The 17,248-nt window shown below is 37.2% G+C and carries 10 protein-coding genes and 1 tRNA gene; 7 read left to right on the top strand and 4 right to left on the bottom strand.

Features of this window, described 5'->3' with window-relative positions; all coding sequences use genetic code 11:
* Positions 1-116: 116 nt before the first annotated feature.
* The 6 genes from rplJ to fusA all read left to right on the top strand — a co-directional run bounded on the left by rplJ (position 117) and on the right by fusA (position 12,866).
* The gene (gene rplJ, locus XJ32_RS04230) at positions 117-605 is read left to right on the top strand and encodes a 50S ribosomal protein L10 (RefSeq protein WP_004086485.1); all 489 of its coding nucleotides are present in this window, start codon (positions 117-119) and stop codon (positions 603-605) included.
* A gap of 1 nt (position 606) precedes the next feature.
* Positions 607-993, top strand: a complete 387-nt coding sequence (gene rplL / locus XJ32_RS04225; protein WP_077388466.1) for a 50S ribosomal protein L7/L12 — start codon at positions 607-609, stop codon at positions 991-993.
* A gap of 181 nt (positions 994-1,174) precedes the next feature.
* Positions 1,175-9,826: a DNA-directed RNA polymerase subunit beta/beta' gene (locus tag XJ32_RS04220; RefSeq protein WP_077388465.1), complete on the top strand. Its 8,652-nt coding sequence runs from the start codon at positions 1,175-1,177 to the stop codon at positions 9,824-9,826.
* 68 nt (positions 9,827-9,894) lie between these two features.
* The gene (rpsL, locus tag XJ32_RS04215) at positions 9,895-10,278 is read left to right on the top strand and encodes a 30S ribosomal protein S12 (RefSeq protein WP_077388464.1); all 384 of its coding nucleotides are present in this window, start codon (positions 9,895-9,897) and stop codon (positions 10,276-10,278) included.
* A 27-nt stretch (positions 10,279-10,305) separates the two neighbouring features.
* Positions 10,306-10,773, top strand: a complete 468-nt coding sequence (gene rpsG, locus XJ32_RS04210) for a 30S ribosomal protein S7 (RefSeq protein ID WP_004086489.1) — start codon at positions 10,306-10,308, stop codon at positions 10,771-10,773.
* A 14-nt stretch (positions 10,774-10,787) separates the two neighbouring features.
* Complete coding sequence (fusA, locus tag XJ32_RS04205) at positions 10,788-12,866, top strand: elongation factor G (RefSeq protein WP_077388463.1); 2,079 nt, start codon at positions 10,788-10,790, stop codon at positions 12,864-12,866.
* A gap of 904 nt (positions 12,867-13,770) precedes the next feature.
* Here fusA and XJ32_RS04200 read toward each other — a convergent pair.
* The 4 genes from XJ32_RS04200 to glmM form a co-directional block, all read right to left on the bottom strand.
* Positions 13,771-13,846 (bottom strand) — tRNA-Glu (locus XJ32_RS04200).
* Between the two features lie 564 nt (positions 13,847-14,410).
* Complete coding sequence (locus XJ32_RS04195; protein WP_077388462.1) at positions 14,411-15,055, bottom strand: hypothetical protein; 645 nt, start codon at positions 15,053-15,055, stop codon at positions 14,411-14,413.
* Between the two features lie 8 nt (positions 15,056-15,063).
* Positions 15,064-15,498, bottom strand: coding sequence for a hypothetical protein (locus XJ32_RS04190; protein ID WP_004084496.1), 435 nt, complete (start codon positions 15,496-15,498; stop codon positions 15,064-15,066).
* A 24-nt stretch (positions 15,499-15,522) separates the two neighbouring features.
* Positions 15,523-16,857, bottom strand: a complete 1,335-nt coding sequence (gene glmM / locus XJ32_RS04185; protein ID WP_077388460.1) for a phosphoglucosamine mutase — start codon at positions 16,855-16,857, stop codon at positions 15,523-15,525.
* Between the two features lie 107 nt (positions 16,858-16,964).
* On the opposite strand from glmM, the gene rpsT reads away from it, so the two are divergent.
* Positions 16,965-17,237 carry a 30S ribosomal protein S20 gene (gene rpsT / locus XJ32_RS04180; RefSeq protein ID WP_005217510.1) on the top strand — a complete coding sequence of 91 codons (273 nt, stop codon included), beginning with the start codon at positions 16,965-16,967 and terminating at the stop codon, positions 17,235-17,237.
* The last annotated feature ends 11 nt before the right edge of the window (positions 17,238-17,248 follow it).

The raw sequence follows: 17,248 nt of genomic DNA, 5'->3' as shown, positions 1-17,248 counted from the left end.
CAGGGAAGTAAAATAAAGATTCTAGAATCTTTTTATCTTTATCTTGGGCTAGAGACTACTGGGGCGTGAAGCTTAAAAATTACCCCGTATAAGTTTGAAGGCTGAAAGGAGGAAGCATGACAAGAGAAGAGAAAGCGCAGCTTGTGGCAAATTTAAGCGAAAGCTTTAAAAATGCTAGTGCAATGATTATTTGTGATTATAAAGGATTGCAAGTAAAGCAATTAGAGTCTTTACGCAGAAGCTCTAAAGATTCTGATATTTGTGTGCAGGTTATTAAAAATAAGCTTGCAAATATTGCATTGAAACAAGCAGGTTATAAAGAAGCTGAACTCAAAGATACAAATATTTATATTTGGTCTAACGATCAGATTTCTTTATCAAAAGTTGTATGTAAATTTCAAGAAGCAAATAGCGAAAAATTTAGCGTTAAATTTGGCTATTTTGATGGCGAGATTGTAGATTCTAAGCATATCACTGCAGTATCTAAACTACCAAGCAAAGATGAATTGATTGGTATGTTGTTGTCTGTATGGACAGCACCTGCAAGGTATTTTGCGACAGGATTAGACAATTTAAGAAAACAAAAAGAAGAGCAAGGAGCTTAATATGGCAATTTCAAAAGAAGATGTATTAGAATACATCGGTAATTTATCGGTTTTAGAGTTATCAGAGTTAGTGAAAGCGTTTGAAGAAAAATTTGGTGTAAGTGCTGCTCCAACGGTTGTAGCTGGTGCAGTTGCTGGTGGCGGTGCTGGGGCTGCAGCTGAAGAAAAAACAGAATTTGATGTTGTGCTTGTTGATGCGGGTGCAAATAAAATCAATGTTATTAAGGCTGTTAGAGAAATCACTGGTCTTGGCTTAAAAGAAGCTAAAGAAGCAACAGAGAAAACACCAAATACACTTAAAGAAGGCGTAAGCAAAGAAGACGCTGAAAACTTTAAGAAAAAACTTGAAGAAGCGGGTGCAAAAGTAGAAGTAAAACTTTTTACCTAACTATTGTAAGCTTTTTAAGCCTATCTTTGTGGCGGAGATTCTATCCGCCTTTGGATAGGCTTTTTTGCATTTTTATAATTTTATAAATGTTCTCTCTATTGTATCATATTTCTGTTATGGGGTATGGTAGGCTAGAGAGAGTATTTGGCTCTTAAAAAACTTTGAGATAAAGAGGGTTAATATGGGCAAACGACGACTAACAAACACGAGATTAAGAGTTGATTTTTCAAAAAGCCAAGAAGAGCTTGATGTTCCTAACTTATTAATGCTGCAAAAGGATAGCTATGATTCTTTTTTGTATTCAAACGATAGTAGAGAAAGTGGGATTGAGCGTGTATTAAAGTCTATTTTTCCTATTCAGGATAGTGCTGGTCGTGTTACTTTGGAATATGCTGGCTGTGAGTTTGGTAAGCAGAAATACACTATTGCTGAAACAATGGTAAGAGGCTTAACATATTCTATTCCATTGAAAATTAAGATTCGCCTTGTATTGTGGGATAAAGATGACAAGGGTGAGCAAGTAGGCGTTAAGGATATTAAAGAGCAAACTATTTATGTGCGTGAGATTCCATTAATGACTGATAGGGTGTCTTTCATTATTAATGGGGTTGAGCGAGTTGTGGTAAATCAGCTTCATAGAAGTCCGGGCGTTATCTTTAAGGAAGATGAGTCAAACACTTCAGCAAATAAGCTTATCTATACCGGACAAATTATTCCAAATATGGGTGCTTGGCTATATTTTGAATATGATGCAAAAGACATTATGTATGTAAGAATCAATAAGCGAAGAAAAATGCCTGTTACTATCCTTTTTAGAGCATTAGGCTATAGTAAGCAGCAGATTATTCAAATGCTTTATCCTGTGCTTGATGTGTCTGTGAAAAAGGATAAATTCTATATTCCATTTAATCCAAATGATATTGAGGGAAGCCTTGAGTATGATTTGATAAATGAAAAAGGGCAGGTTGTTTTACCTGCGGGAAAAAGATTCAATAAAAAGCGTATAAGAGATTTAAACGAGCAAAATATCAGCTATGATAAAGTAGAGTTTTCTACAACAAATCTTTTGAATACCTATCTTGCAGAACCAGTCATTGATAGCAAAAGCGGAGAAGTAATACTTGATACACTCTCACCTTTAAATGAAGCGAATATAAAGAAATTAAATGATAATAAGATAACAAAATTTAAGATTATCCATGATACAGCACCGGGTTATGATAACTCTATCATTAACTCATTCCTTGCAGATATGGAAAGCTTGAAAAACATTCGCCAAACGGAAAAAATTGATGATGAGTGTGATTTAGCGGCTATTAGAATCTATAAGGTTATGCGTCCAGCAGAGCCTGTAACAAGGGAAGTAGCACATAAATTTATCGAGCAGTTATTCTTTGATCCTTCGCGTTATGATTTAACAGGCGTTGGTCGTATGAAAATGAATCATAAGCTAAATCTTAAAGTGCCAGATTATGTAAGCGTGCTAACCTATGAAGATATTATTGAAACGGTTAAATATCTTATGCAAGTTCGCAATGGTAAGGGCAGGATTGATGATAGGGATCACTTAGGGAATAGAAGGATTAGGGCTATTGGCGAGTTGCTTGCAAATGAGCTTCATTCAGGGCTTGTTAAAATGCAAAAATCAATCAAAGATAAGCTTACACAACAAACTTCTTTTGAAAATGTAATGCCACATGATTTGATTAGCTCTAAAATGATTACAAGCACGATTATGGAGTTTTTTGCAAGTGGGCAATTATCGCAATTCATGGATCAGACAAATCCGCTATCAGAGATTACGCATAAAAGGCGACTTTCCGCATTAGGCGAGGGCGGTCTGGTAAAAGAGCGTGTAGGCTTTGAAGCAAGAGATGTGCATCCAACGCATTATGGTAGAATCTGTCCTATTGAAACGCCTGAAGGGCAAAATATCGGGCTTATTAATACCCTATCAACTTTTACAAAAGTAAATGATTTAGGCTTTATTGAAGCCCCTTATAAAAAAGTGGTCGATGGAAAAACGACAAATGAAGTAGTCTATCTTACTGCAACACAAGAAGATGGCAAGGTTATAGCCCCTGCAAGCACAAAGCTAGATTCTACAAATAAGATTGTAGAGGGCTTGATTGAAACTCGTTGCGGTGGTGAGATTTCATTGCGTAAAACAGAAGATGTTGAGCTGATAGATTTGAGTGCTAGAATGCTTGTTGGTGTTGCGGCTTCACTCATTCCATTCTTAGAGCATGATGATGCTAACCGCGCTCTTATGGGATCTAACATGCAGCGACAAGCTGTGCCGCTATTAAAGCCAGATGCACCTATTGTTGGGACAGGTATTGAAAGCGTTATTGCTAGAGATTCTTGGGCGGCTATTAAGGCAAAACAAGGTGGTGTCGTAGAAAAAGTAGATGGTAAAAATATCTATATACTTGGCGAAAATGAAAATGGTGCTTATATTGATAGCTATTCAATGCAAAAAAATATGAGAACCAATCAAAACACAAGCTTCACACAACGACCGATTGTAAAAGTAGGCGATAAGATTAAAGCTGGACAGATTATCGCAGATGGTGCGAGTATGGATAGCGGCGAACTTGCATTGGGTAAAAATATCCGCGTTGCTTTCATGCCTTGGTATGGTTATAACTTTGAAGATGCGATTGTTGTAAGTGAGAGTATCATTAAAGATGATGCCTTTACTTCAGTGCATATATATGAAAAAGAGATAGAGGCAAGAGAGCTTAAACATGGTATTGAAGAGATTACTGCGGATATTCCAAATGTGCGAGAAGATAGTATCGCCCACCTTGATGAAAGCGGTATTGTAAAGATTGGGACTTATGTAACAGGCGGTATGATTCTAGTTGGTAAGGTAACACCAAAAGGCGATGTAAAGCCAACACCAGAAGAGCGATTATTGCGTGCGATTTTTGGGGAAAAAGCCGGACATGTTGTAAATAAATCTCTTTATTGCCCACAAAGTATGGAAGGCTATGTTGTAGATGTAAAAATCTTTACAAAAAAAGGCTATGAAAAAGATGCAAGAGCAAGACAAGCCTATGAAGATGAAAAGTCTGATTTAGATATTGAGCATCATGAGCGTTTAACAATGCTGAATAAAGAAGAGATGCTTAGAATCTCTTATGTATTATCAAAAGAGCCACTAAGTGCTGAAGCAAAGATTAATGATAAAGTCTTTAAAAAAGGTGAGTGTATCCCTAAAAAAGAATTTGATGATATTAATCGCTTTGCATTAAATACACTTATTAAAAGCTATTCTAAAGAGATTCAGAATCAATATGAACAGATTAAAAATAACTTTTTAGAGCAAAAGCGAGTTTTAGGTGTCGAGCATGAAGAAAAACTTGCGATTTTAGAAAAAGATGATATTTTACCAAATGGCGTTGTAAAGCTTGTAAAAATCTATATTGCAACAAAAAGAAAGCTAAAAGTCGGCGATAAAATGGCGGGGCGACATGGGAATAAAGGTATTGTAAGTAATATTGTCCCAGCAGTTGATATGCCTTATACAAAAGATGGAGAGCCAATTGATATTATCCTTAATCCTTTGGGTGTGCCAAGCCGTATGAATATCGGGCAGATTCTAGAAGTGCATTTAGGATTAATCGGTAAGCGTTTTGGGGAGCAAATAGAAGATGAGTTGAAAAAATCTCAATATGAGTTTAGCACAGAGCTTAAAGCTAAAATGATTGAGATAGCAAAAGCTGTGAATGAAGATGATTCTGTTATTAAGATTCTAGAATCTGCGAGTAAAGATGATTTACTTGCTTATGCGAGAGATTGGAGCAATGGCGTCAAGTTTGCTATTCCAGTATTTGAGGGTATATCGCAAGAAAAGTTCAACAAGCTATTTGAAATGGCTAGAATAGATATGGACGGAAAAACTGAGCTTTATGATGGTAAAACCGGTGAGAAAATCAAAGAGAGAGTTAATGTCGGCTATATGTATATGTTGAAACTTCATCACCTTGTCGATGAAAAAGTGCATGCAAGAAGCACAGGACCTTACTCACTTGTAACACAGCAGCCAGTTGGTGGTAAAGCGCTTTTTGGCGGGCAGCGATTTGGTGAAATGGAAGTATGGGCGCTAGAGGCTTATGGTGCAGCACACACTTTGAAAGAAATGCTTACGATTAAGTCTGATGATGTAAATGGTAGAAGAGAGGCATATGAAGCGATTACAAAAGGCTATCCTATTGGAGATTCTGCAATCCCAGAAACTTTCTATGTTTTAACAAAAGAGTTACAGTCTTTAGCCCTTGATGTTAATGTATATGGTGAGAATCAAGATGAGCCTTTAGTAATTAGCGAGAAAGAAAAAGATAGACCAAAAGATTTTAGCTCTTTCCAAATAGTCTTAGCAAGTCCAGAGAAAATACGCTCATGGAGTAGAGGTGAAGTAAAAAAACCAGAGACAATTAATTACCGCACGCTAAAACCAGAGAGAGATGGGCTTTTCTGCACGAAAATCTTTGGACCAGTAAGAGATTATGAATGCCATTGTGGTAAGTATAGAAAAGGGCGTTATAAAGATGTGATATGTGAGAAATGTGGCGTAGAGGTTACAACCGCAAAAGTTCGCCGCTCAAGAATGGGGCATATCGAGCTTGTAACGCCAGTAGCACATATTTGGTATGTAAGCTCACTTCCTAGTCGTATCGGCACATTGCTTGGTGTGAAAATGAAAGATTTAGAAAGAGTGCTTTACTATGAAGCTTATATTGTTAAAAATGCAGGTGATGCGTATTATGACAATGAGCTGACAAAAAAAGTTATGAAATATGATGTGCTGAATGAAGAGCAGTTTAAGAACCTGAATGGACGATTTGAGCTTGCAGGATTTGAAGCACAAATGGGCGGTGAAGCGGTTAAGGAATTATTAGAAGAGCTAGATTTAGTGAATCTTTTAGAATCTTTAAAAGCAGATATTGCTGCTACTAACTCTGAAGCAAAAAAGAAAACCTATATTAAGCGTCTAAAGGTTGTAGAAAGCTTTTTGCAATCAGGCAATAGACCAGAGTGGATGATGCTTAGCGTATTGCCGGTATTGCCACCAGATTTACGACCTTTAGTAGCCCTTGATGGTGGTAAGTTTGCGGTTAGTGATGTGAATGATTTGTATCGCCGCGTTATTAATCGTAACTTGCGATTAAAGAGATTAATGGAGCTTGATGCACCAGAAATTATCGTGCGTAATGAAAAAAGAATGTTGCAAGAAGCAGTAGATGCCTTATTTGATAATGGTAGAAACTCAAATGCAGTAAAAGGTGCAAATAAGCGACCGCTAAAATCTCTATCAGAAATTATTAAAGGAAAGCAAGGAAGATTCCGTCAGAATCTACTTGGAAAAAGAGTGGATTTCTCAGGCAGAAGCGTTATTGTTGTTGGACCAAATTTACGCATGGATCAATGCGGATTGCCTAAGAATATGGCTATTGAGCTATTTAAGCCGCATTTACTTGCAAAGCTTGAAGAAAAAGGACATGCAAAGACTATTAAAACCGCAAAACAAATGATTGACCAAAAAACAAATGAGGTTTGGGAGTGTTTGCAAGAGATTATTGAGGGCTATCCGGTTATGCTAAATCGTGCGCCGACATTGCATAAGCAATCAATTCAAGCATTCCACCCAAAACTTATTGATGGTAAAGCAATCCAGTTGCACCCGCTTGTGTGTTCTGCATTTAACGCAGACTTTGATGGCGACCAAATGGCGGTGCATGTTCCATTATCAAAAGAAGCCATTGCAGAATGTAAGATTCTCATGCTAAGTTCAGCAAATATTTTGCTACCAGCAAGTGGTAAGCCAGTCGCTGTGCCAAGTCAAGATATGGTTTTAGGGCTTTATTATCTAAGCCTTGAGAAGCCAGATTCTAAAGGTGAGCATAAGCTTTTCTCAAACTTTAATGAGATTGCAATGGCAATGGAATTTGATGAGCTTGATATACACAGCACTATACGCGTAGTGCATGAACGACATGTAATTACAACTACTGCGGGTAGAATGGTATTGCGTTCTATTTTACCAAGCTTTGTATCGCCACATTTATGGAATCGCGTTTTGAAAAAGAAAGATATATCAAATCTTATTGACTGCGTATATAAAGAAAGCGGTATCGGCGGCACAGCAGTATTCCTTGACAATCTAAAGGATTTAGGATTTAAATATGCGACAAAAGCAGGTATTTCTATTGCCGCAGCAGATATTATTATCCCAGATTCTAAAACTAAAATGATTACAGAATCTAAAGAGCGTGTGCGTGAGATTCAGTCTCAAGCAGAACAAGGTGCTTTGACTATACAAGAACGCTATAATAAAATCATCGATGTTTGGACAGAAACAAATGATAAAATGGCAAAAGAGATGATGGAGATTGTAGAGAAAGATAGGGGCGGATTTAACCCTATCTATATGATGGCAGATTCTGGTGCTAGAGGTAGTGCGACACAGATTAGACAGCTATCTGCGATGCGTGGTCTTATGGCAAAGCCTGATGGTAGCATTATTGAAACGCCTATTATCTCAAACTTTAAAGAGGGCTTGAATGTGCTTGAATACTTTACTTCAACACACGGAGCAAGAAAAGGTCTAGCAGATACAGCGCTTAAAACCGCAAATGCTGGTTACCTTACAAGAAAGCTTATTGATGTCAGTCAAAATGTGAAAATCACAATGGAAGATTGTGGCACACATGAGGGAGTTGAGCTTACTGACATTGCCGTTGGTAATGAGATGATTGAGACATTGCAAGAGCGTATTGTAGGTAGAGTAACCGCTGCTGAAGTGCATGATGGAATCTCAAAAGAAGTGCTAGTGCAAGAGGGCAAACTCATCACAGAAGAGATTGCAGAACAGATTAAAAACGCAGGTGTGCGTGCAGTAAATATCCGCACCCCTATCACATGTAAAGCACCGCGTGGTATATGTGCGAAATGTTATGGACTAAATCTTGGTGAAGGCAAAATGAGTATCACTGGAGATTCTGTTGGTGTTATTGCTGCTCAATCTATTGGTGAGCCCGGAACACAGCTTACACTACGAACATTCCATGTCGGTGGGACAGCAAGTAGAAGTCAAGAGGAAAATCAAATTGTTGCAAATAAAGAAGGCTTTATCCGCTACTATAATATTAAAACCCATAAAAATAGAGAGGGTAAAAATATTATCGCAAATAGAAGAAATGCTTCTGTATTGCTTGTTGAGCCAAAGATTAAAGCACCTTTTGATGGTGAATTGCAAGTTGAAACCGCACATGATAGAATCATCTTAGTCCTAAAAGGTGCAAAAGAGCAGAAGACTTATGAGTTAGGTAAGGCTGATATTGCAGCCCAAAGGGAATTAGCAGGTGTTATTGGCGAGATTGAGGGTAAAATCTATATCCCGCATGATACAGGCTATAAAGTAAAAGCCGGAGATAGTATCGCAGATGTTATTAAAGATGGTTGGAATGTAGGCAATCGTATCCCTTATGCGAGTGAATTGCATATACAAGATAATGAGCCGGTTTCACAAGATATATATGCAAATGCCGATGGTGTTGTGAAGTATTATCGCCTTGTATCTGATGAATTAGAGCGATACCATGATGTAAGTGTTGGCATGGTTGTGAAAGAAAAAGGCATTTTTGCAGTGATTGCAGATTCTAATGATAGAGAAGCATGCAGACACTATATCGCAAGAGGCTCAAAGATTGAGACTAAAGATAATGCGGAAGTAACAAAGAAGACACGCATTGCAAATAAAAATAATGATAAAGATGCAGTTGTTGCTTCATGGGATGCTTACAATACACTTGTGATTGCAGAACAAGCTGGAACAATACGCTTTAATGATGTAGTAGCAGGCACAACCGTGATTGAAAAAGAAGATGAAAAAACGCATATCAAATCACTCACAGTCCAAGAGTATATCCCGCAAGGCTATAAACCTGCGATTGTTGTGCTAGATTCTAAAGGTAAAGAGACTACCTATAATCTTGAGCCAAAAAGCGTATTGCTTGTAAGCGATGGAGAAAAAGTTGAGGTTGCTGATGTGTTAGCGAAAGTGCCAAAAGCAACAGCGAAATCAAAAGATATTACAGGTGGTTTGCCTCGTGTTTCTGAATTGTTTGAAGCAAGAAAGCCAAAAGATATTGCAGTGTTAGCAGAGATTGATGGACATGTAAGCTTTGGTAGGGCAATACGCGGTAAAGAAAGAGTTGTCATCACAGCAGATGATGGCAGACAGACTGAATATCTCATTGATAAGTCAAAGCAGATTCTAGTGCGTGAGGGTGAATTTGTGCATGCAGGTGAAATGCTGAGTGATGGAACGATAAGCAGTCATGATATCTTAAGAATCAATGGTGAAAAAGAGTTGCATAAATATGTTGTAGGTGAAGTGCAACAAGTTTATCGCCGACAAGGTGTTAGCATTGCTGATAAGCATATCGAGGTTATTTTATCTCAAATGCTTCGCTATTTCAAAGTGCTTGATAGCGGAGATACGAAATTCATTGAAGGAGATCTTGTTAGCCGTAGGCATTTCAAAGAAGAGAATGAAAGAATGCTAAAAATGGGCGGTAATCCTGCTATTGCAGAGCCTGTATTGCTTGGTATTACTCGTGCTGCAATCAGTAGCGATTCTATCATTTCAGCAGCTTCTTTCCAAGAAACTACGAAAGTGCTTACAGAGGCAAGTATCTCTGCGAAAAAGGATTTCTTAGAAGACTTGAAAGAAAATGTTGTTTTGGGTCGTATGATTCCAGTAGGAACGGGCTTATATAAGAATAAAAAAGTGATGATTAGACACAATAAGGATAATTCCTAAGTTTAATCTAAACATTTTTTAAGTATAATAGCCAAAAATTTTGTAAATTTTATTATAAGGATGGATGTGTGCCAACGTTTAATCAGTTGATTCGCAAGGAAAGAAAAAAGGTTGTCAAAAAGACAAAGTCGCCAGCGTTAGTAGAGTGTCCTCAAAGAAGAGGTGTTTGCACAAGAGTTTATACTACAACACCAAAGAAGCCAAACTCAGCGATTAGAAAAGTAGCTAAAGTGCGACTTACAAGCAAGTTTGAAGTGATTAGTTATATACCGGGTATTGGTCATAACTTACAAGAGCACTCTATTGTATTAGTGCGTGGTGGCAGGGTAAGAGACTTACCGGGTGTTAAATATCATATTATCCGCGGTGCGCTTGATACTGCAGGTGTTGCAAAGCGATCTGTTTCACGCAGTAAATATGGTGCTAAAAAAGCAAAAGATGCTAAAAAATAATTTTGAAGTATAAGGAGCAGTGATTCAATGAGAAGAAGAAAAGCCCCCGTTAGAGAAGTTTTGGGCGATCCAATATATGGCAATAAGGTTGTAACAAAGTTTATCAATAAAATGATGTATGATGGTAAAAGAAGCGTAGCAGAAAAGATTATTTATGCAGCTTTTAATAGAATCGAAGAAAAAAGCGGTGAAAAAGGCATTGAAGTCTTTGAAAAAGCATTAGCAAATATCCGTCCGCTTGTGGAAGTAAGAAGCAGAAGAGTAGGTGGGGCAACCTATCAAGTGCCAGTAGAAGTGCGACCAGAAAGACAACAAAGCCTTTCTATCCGTTGGCTTTTAGAAGCTACAAGAAAACGCAATGAACGCACAATGATAGAGCGTTTAGCAAATGAACTTATGGACGCAGCAAGTGATAAAGGTGCGGCATTTAAGAAAAAAGAAGATGTGCATAAAATGGCAGAAGCAAACAAAGCGTTTGCACATTATCGCTGGTAGTTTAAGGATAATAAATGGCTAGAAAAACCCCTTTAAATAAAATACGCAATATCGGTATTGCCGCACATATTGATGCTGGAAAAACGACAACTTCAGAGAGAATCTTATTCTACACAGGTGTAAGCCATAAGATTGGCGAAGTGCATGATGGTGCTGCGACAATGGACTGGATGGAGCAAGAAAAAGAGAGAGGTATCACTATTACTTCTGCGGCGACTACTTGCTTTTGGAAAGATCATCAAATTAATCTCATCGACACTCCCGGACATGTCGATTTTACAATTGAAGTAGAGAGGTCTATGCGTGTGCTTGATGGTGCTGTGGCTGTGTTTTGTTCTGTCGGTGGTGTGCAGCCCCAAAGTGAAACCGTGTGGCGACAAGCAAATAAATATGGCGTGCCGCGTATGGTATTTGTGAATAAAATGGATAGAATCGGTGCGAATTTCTATAATGTAGAATCACAAATCAAAGAGCGACTAAAGGCTAATCCTGTGCCAATCTGCATTCCTATCGGTGCGGAAGATTCTTTCAAAGGTGTAGTTGATTTAGTATTAATGAAAGCTATCGTGTGGAATGATGAATCTATGGGTGCAAAATACGATATAGAAGAGATTCCAGCAGATTTAATGGATAAAGCAAATGAATATAGAGAAAAGCTTGTGGAATCTGCAGCCGAGCAAGATGAAGCTTTAATGGAAAAATATCTAGGTGGCGAAGAGCTAAGTGAAGCAGAGATTAAAAAAGGCATTAAAATGGGTTGCCATAATATGAGCCTTATCCCTATGCTTTGTGGTTCAAGCTTTAAAAACAAAGGTGTGCAAACATTGCTTGATGCAGTCGTTGATTATCTCCCCGCACCAACAGAAGTTGCAGAAATTAAGGGCATTGAGCCAAAAACAGAAGAAGAGGTGCTTGTAGAATCTAGCGATGATGGCGAATTTGCAGGACTTGCATTTAAGATTATGACAGACCCTTTTGTTGGACAGCTTACATTCGTGCGTGTATATCGCGGTAAGTTAGAATCTGGTAGCTATGTGTATAACTCTACAAAAGGCAAAAAGGAAAGGGTAGGGCGACTTTTAAAAATGCACTCTAATAAGAGAGAAGATATTAAAGAAGTCTATGCCGGTGAGATTTGTGCCTTTGTTGGTTTAAAAGAGACGCTAACTGGAGATACACTTTGTGATGATAAAAAGCCCGTGATTCTAGAGCGTATGGAGTTCCCAGAACCTGTTATACATATCGCAGTTGAGCCAAAGACAAAAGCAGATCAAGAGAAAATGGCAGTAGCACTTGGTAAGCTTGCAGAAGAAGACCCAAGCTTTAGGGTAAGCACACAGGAAGAAACAGGGCAAACACTTATAGGCGGTATGGGCGAATTGCATCTTGAAATCATTGTGGATAGACTAAAGCGAGAATTCCGCGTTGAAGCAGAAGTTGGACAGCCACAAGTTGCCTTTAGGGAGACTATTCGCAGCAGTGTTACACAAGAATGTAAATACGCCAAGCAGTCAGGTGGTCGTGGGCAATACGGACATGTGCATATTAAGCTAGAGCCAAAAGAGGCGGGCAGTGGTTATGAATTTGTAAATGAGATTAGCGGTGGTGTGATCCCAAAAGAATATATCCCAGCCGTTGATAAGGGTATCCAAGAAGCAATGCAAAATGGTGTGTTAGCAGGCTATCCAGTGGTAGATTGTAAAGTAACGCTTTATGATGGAAGCTACCACGAAGTAGATTCAAGCGAAATGGCATTTAAGATTGCTGGATCTATGGCATTTAAAGATGCTTGTCGCAAGGCAAATGCGGTATTATTAGAGCCTATGATGAAAGTGGAAGTTGAAGTGCCAGAAGAGTATATGGGCGATGTTATCGGCGATTTAAACCGCAGAAGAGGACAGATTAACTCTATGGACGATAGAATGGGGTTAAAAATCGTTAATGCGTTCGTGCCACTTGCTGAAATGTTTGGCTATTCTACTGATTTGCGTTCAGCTACACAGGGTAGAGGCACTTATACGATGGAATTTGATCACTATGGCGAAGTGCCTAGCAATATCGCTAAAGAAATCATGGATAAACGCAGTAGCTAATCCCGCTTTGCTATCCATTTAGCTTATCATAATTACACTTATAGAATCTAAACTCATAAGTTTAGATTCAATCTCAAAACTTCAAAATTACTATATTATTTTAACTTTTTCATAATTGTTTTTTACTGCAATATTGTGCGATTTAATGGTGAAAATTTAGCTACAATTAAATCTTGTTGTATAAGTTGTATAAACGATAATCTACATATAAAAGCTTTCAAATTGAAAATTTATCAGTAGATCACATAAAAACTCTTGACAAATCGTTTTTTTGTATTATGCGCACATAGCATTATATACTAAATTTTTATGAAAGGATTTGTTATGAGTGATAAAAAAATAAGCCCTCAAGATAATGCTGCAAATCAGCAGAATGCAAACAAAGGGAACATCGGGTGTAAATAAGCAATTTGCACAAGCTCAAGGCAATAGAGGGAAGCAAATGAATCCCAACCAAAATCAGACTAAGAAATAGTCTAAAATAAATTCATGTTGCTAAATTGCAGTATTAGGTTAGCATTATTGCTAAATGCCTGTATTGCAAACAATATGGATTTTCCGTGTTTCTTACCTTATTCTTTTTGAATAATATTTTTGCTTATATATTTAGGGATATTGTCAAATTAAGGTATAAAGGCGGTTTTGATATTTTCCAAATGACACTTATATTTATCGTTATGCTATGGAATCTTTAGATACACTTCAAAATCATTCAGTTAGTTTCTTTCATGATTTATTATACAGACAATCATTTTAATCTTATTTTTTAGTTTTTCAAAAGCTTAATATCCTATAAATTTAAAGATTTTTCATATATTATTATGAAAATCTACTTCAGGAATTGAATATACGCTGATAATTGTTAAATAAATCTTAATTATAAAATAAAGTAGATTCTAAAGAATGGCGACCCTTGAAGGATTTGAACCTTCGTTACCGCCGTGAAAGGGCGGTATCCTTGGCCTCTAGATGAAAGGGTCATAAAAAGTAAAAAGAATCGATATTGTAGCAAAATCTAATTAATACAAAAAGATAAAGTCTTATGAAATAAATATTGTGAAAGATTTTATTAACGAAGTTTCGGAGTTAAGAATCTGCAACAAAAGTTGCAGATACAAAACAAGAAAAGACATAAAGTCTTGCCCTTGTGCAAACAAAAAGTATTCCAAAAACAATATAGAGTTGAAATTTGGCATAAAGATCATCTATCAAAATTTTAGCACTTAAACAAGCATTCAAAACATAGGTAAGAGCAGAATAAATAAAAAGCAGGGTTGTTGGATAGAATAACTATGCGAGAACTAGATTGCAATATGAAAATTTGTCATGTTAAGTGAAAGCAAATGTTTCACGCAGAATCTGGAGTTTTGTTATTTTGAGACGAAGTCGATTTTTTTTAAGATTTTATATTGGATATTTTGCTTCGATCAACACGACAATTACTAGAATTTGTCGTTTTTACTGAAATCTTGATGAACACAAGCAAATGCAGTCTGCGTTCATGACTTAGTTTCTAGCTTAAGCAATATGTTTGAGAGTAATCATCACCACAATCTTATGAGTTTGGCATTATGTAGCATTGTAGGCACGCTTGCATGATGGGCTGGTGGGGCTACACCTGTGTTTATATCTGCATAGATGATTTCTTGTTTTGCACCACCGATTATAGCGGCGATATTTGCACGATTGTAGTGTTCGAAATGATTAACGATATAGATATTTTCCCAAGATTGTATATGTTTTGGACGATGAGTGATTTTAAAGTGTCCTACACAATCAAGTGTTATAAGATTCTTTAAATAAATCGCATTAGAATCTAAACAGCAACGCAAGATATTTTTCGCACCCCAGCTATGCGCTATCACAGAAATGCTGTATCCAGCCTTACTTAACTTTGGTAGAAAATCAAGTAAAAAAGCATAGCAATTAAAACTCATATAAAGCATACTATATTGCTTCTCTTTTTTTCTTTGTGAAAACAAGCTCTCACAAAATGCCCTCCATACAACTTTATAATAAGTATCACAGAATCCACCGATAAAAATGAGTAGCTCTTTTGTATCAGTCTCTAAAATATGCTTGATAGATTCTATATCATCACCCGTGATATTCCCGCCATGTGTATCATAAGACATAGTTGCATATTGTGTGAGAGAGTGTGGCATGATAACAAGCGGTGTTTTAAGCATGAGATTTCCTAATAATTTATAATAGAGTGCAACCCATCATCAATTACAATAAATTTATCACTTTTATAGATATGCAGACTGCCTACAAGATTCTCTCTTTCATAAAAGCCAATCTCTAGTCTATCTTTAGTTTTCCAAGCGTATTTTATAGTGGTTTGTTCATCTGTATATTCATAGTTTTCATTTGGTAAAGTCTGCGGTAAATACTCCATTTTTGTAAGCTCTAGCCATGTAGCATAAGCGTATTCAATCTCACTAGATTCTATAATATAACGATTAAAATCAATGTCGCTAATATTACATATATAGATACAAATACCGCCTTTGCATTGTTCCTTAAAACAGGCTAAGTTAGTAGAATCTGTTGCAAGTTTATTGTCTTTTGTAGCGGCTAGTGCAATAGAAAAAAATGTAAAAAATAGAGATATTAAAAGCCTAGACATTATGCTTCCTTGTTTTGACATGCTTTAGCATAGAGTTTTTAGAAAAAGTTCTTGCAACTTAGCATTATAAGATTCAAGTTTTGCTTCATCATTGCCCTCAAGTAGAATGCGGATTTTATTCTCTGTGCCAGAGTAGCGGACTAGATGGCGGATTTTATGAGATTCTATCTCTTTTAGAATCTCATTTAAGCCTTGTATGGAATCTAGTGGTAATTTTTGCTTTATTTGAAGATTACTTTGCTTTTGTGGTGCAAGGGCAAATGGATTTAGTGCATCTTTACTTGTTTTGTTGCTCTCTAACACAAGGGCTGCTACTTGCAGGGCAGAGACTAAGCCATCACCCGTTTTTGCAAAGTCTGAAAAGATGATATGTCCGCTTTGTTCCCCACCAAAGTTAAAGCCACATTTAAGCATTGCTTGTAATACATATTTATCGCCGACATTGCATCGCTCTAGCTTAATATCATGCACTCTTAAGAAAGTCTCTAGCGCGATATTACTCATAAGTGTCGCTACTATGCCATTATTATGTAGCAATTTTTTCTTTTTTTGATAGAGAGCTAATGCCCCGATTAGCTTATCTCCATCGATTAAATTACCTTCATTATCAATCACTATCAATCTATCCGCATCACCATCAAGCCCAAAGCCAATATCCGCACGAAGCCTTTTTACCTCATCGGCTAATACATTTGGGTGCATTGCCCCGCAGTTTTCATTAATATTTGAGCCATTTGGAGAATCACTTAGCACAATCACATCAGCACCAAGCTCTTCAAACACGCTAGGGGCGACCTTATATGCCGCACCATTCGCACAATCAAGCACGATTCTTACCCCTTGCAAAGTTAAATGCTTAGGAAAAGAGTTCTTAATATGCACGATATAGCGACCTATCACATCATCAATCCTTTTACTTGCGCCAATCTCTGTGCCGATTTTATAATGTCTCTCTAAATCCTTGCTATGATATAAAGATTCTATCTCTTGCTCTTTTGTCTCATCGAGTTTAAAGCCATATTTATCAAAGAATTTAATGCCATTATCAAAGTAGGGATTATGACTAGCACTAATCATAATGCCCGCATCACAACGCATATCTTCAGTCAAAAACGCAATAGCGGGTGTTGGCATAGGACCTACTTGTATCACATCCATACCAACGGCAGTAAGCCCGGATACAAGCGCATTTTCAACCATATAGCCGCTTCGCCTTGTATCCTTGCCAACAAGGATTCTATTCCCAATAGAATCTCTTTGGAAATACAATCCAGCAGCAATGCCAAGCCGCAACGCAACCATAGCGGTAATATCCACACCAGCCTTACCCCTCACGCCATCTGTGCCAAAAATCTTCATATACTTCTTTCCTTAATGCAATAAATCATAAAATTTTAACATACTTTAAAGATTTTATGTTAAAATTAAGGCTTTTAATTTTTGTTATTTTATTTAAAAGGAAAAACATGGCAAATCATAAGTCAGCAGAAAAACGCATTCGTCAAACAGAGAAAAGGACAGAACGCAATAGATATTATCGCACACGACTTAAAAACATCACAAAAGCAGTGCGTGAAGCAGTAGCAAGTAAAGACCTTGACAAAGCAAATGAAGCTTTCAAAATCGCAAACAAAGAGATCCACAAGTTTGTAAGCAAGGGAATCTTAAAGAAAAACACAGCCGCACGAAAAGTAAGCCGACTAAATAGTGCGGTAAAAAAGCTTAGCCAAGCAGCGTAACGCGTATTTAT

The sequence above is a fragment of the Helicobacter bilis genome (genome assembly GCF_001999985.1).
Classification (GTDB): Bacteria; Campylobacterota; Campylobacteria; order Campylobacterales; family Helicobacteraceae; genus Helicobacter_A; species Helicobacter_A rappini.
This window is presented reverse-complemented; position numbering and strand designations above follow the sequence as displayed.

Bases quoted from the DNA above. Each gene is read 5' to 3' on its own strand.
- rplJ (WP_004086485.1), top strand. From the start codon at position 117: ATGACAAGAGAAGAGAAAGCGCAGCTTGTGGCAAATTTAAGCGAAAGC.
- rplL (WP_077388466.1), top strand. From the start codon at position 607: ATGGCAATTTCAAAAGAAGATGTATTAGAATACATCGGTAATTTATCG.
- rpsG (WP_004086489.1), top strand. From the start codon at position 10,306: ATGAGAAGAAGAAAAGCCCCCGTTAGAGAAGTTTTGGGCGATCCAATA.
- rpsT (WP_005217510.1), top strand. From the start codon at position 16,965: ATGGCAAATCATAAGTCAGCAGAAAAACGCATTCGTCAAACAGAGAAA.
- glmM (WP_077388460.1), bottom strand. From the start codon at position 16,857: ATGAAGATTTTTGGCACAGATGGCGTGAGGGGTAAGGCTGGTGTGGAT.
- XJ32_RS04220 (WP_077388465.1), top strand. From the start codon at position 1,175: ATGGGCAAACGACGACTAACAAACACGAGATTAAGAGTTGATTTTTCA.
- fusA (WP_077388463.1), top strand. From the start codon at position 10,788: ATGGCTAGAAAAACCCCTTTAAATAAAATACGCAATATCGGTATTGCC.
- XJ32_RS04190 (WP_004084496.1), bottom strand. From the start codon at position 15,498: ATGTCTAGGCTTTTAATATCTCTATTTTTTACATTTTTTTCTATTGCA.
- XJ32_RS04195 (WP_077388462.1), bottom strand. From the start codon at position 15,055: ATGCTTAAAACACCGCTTGTTATCATGCCACACTCTCTCACACAATAT.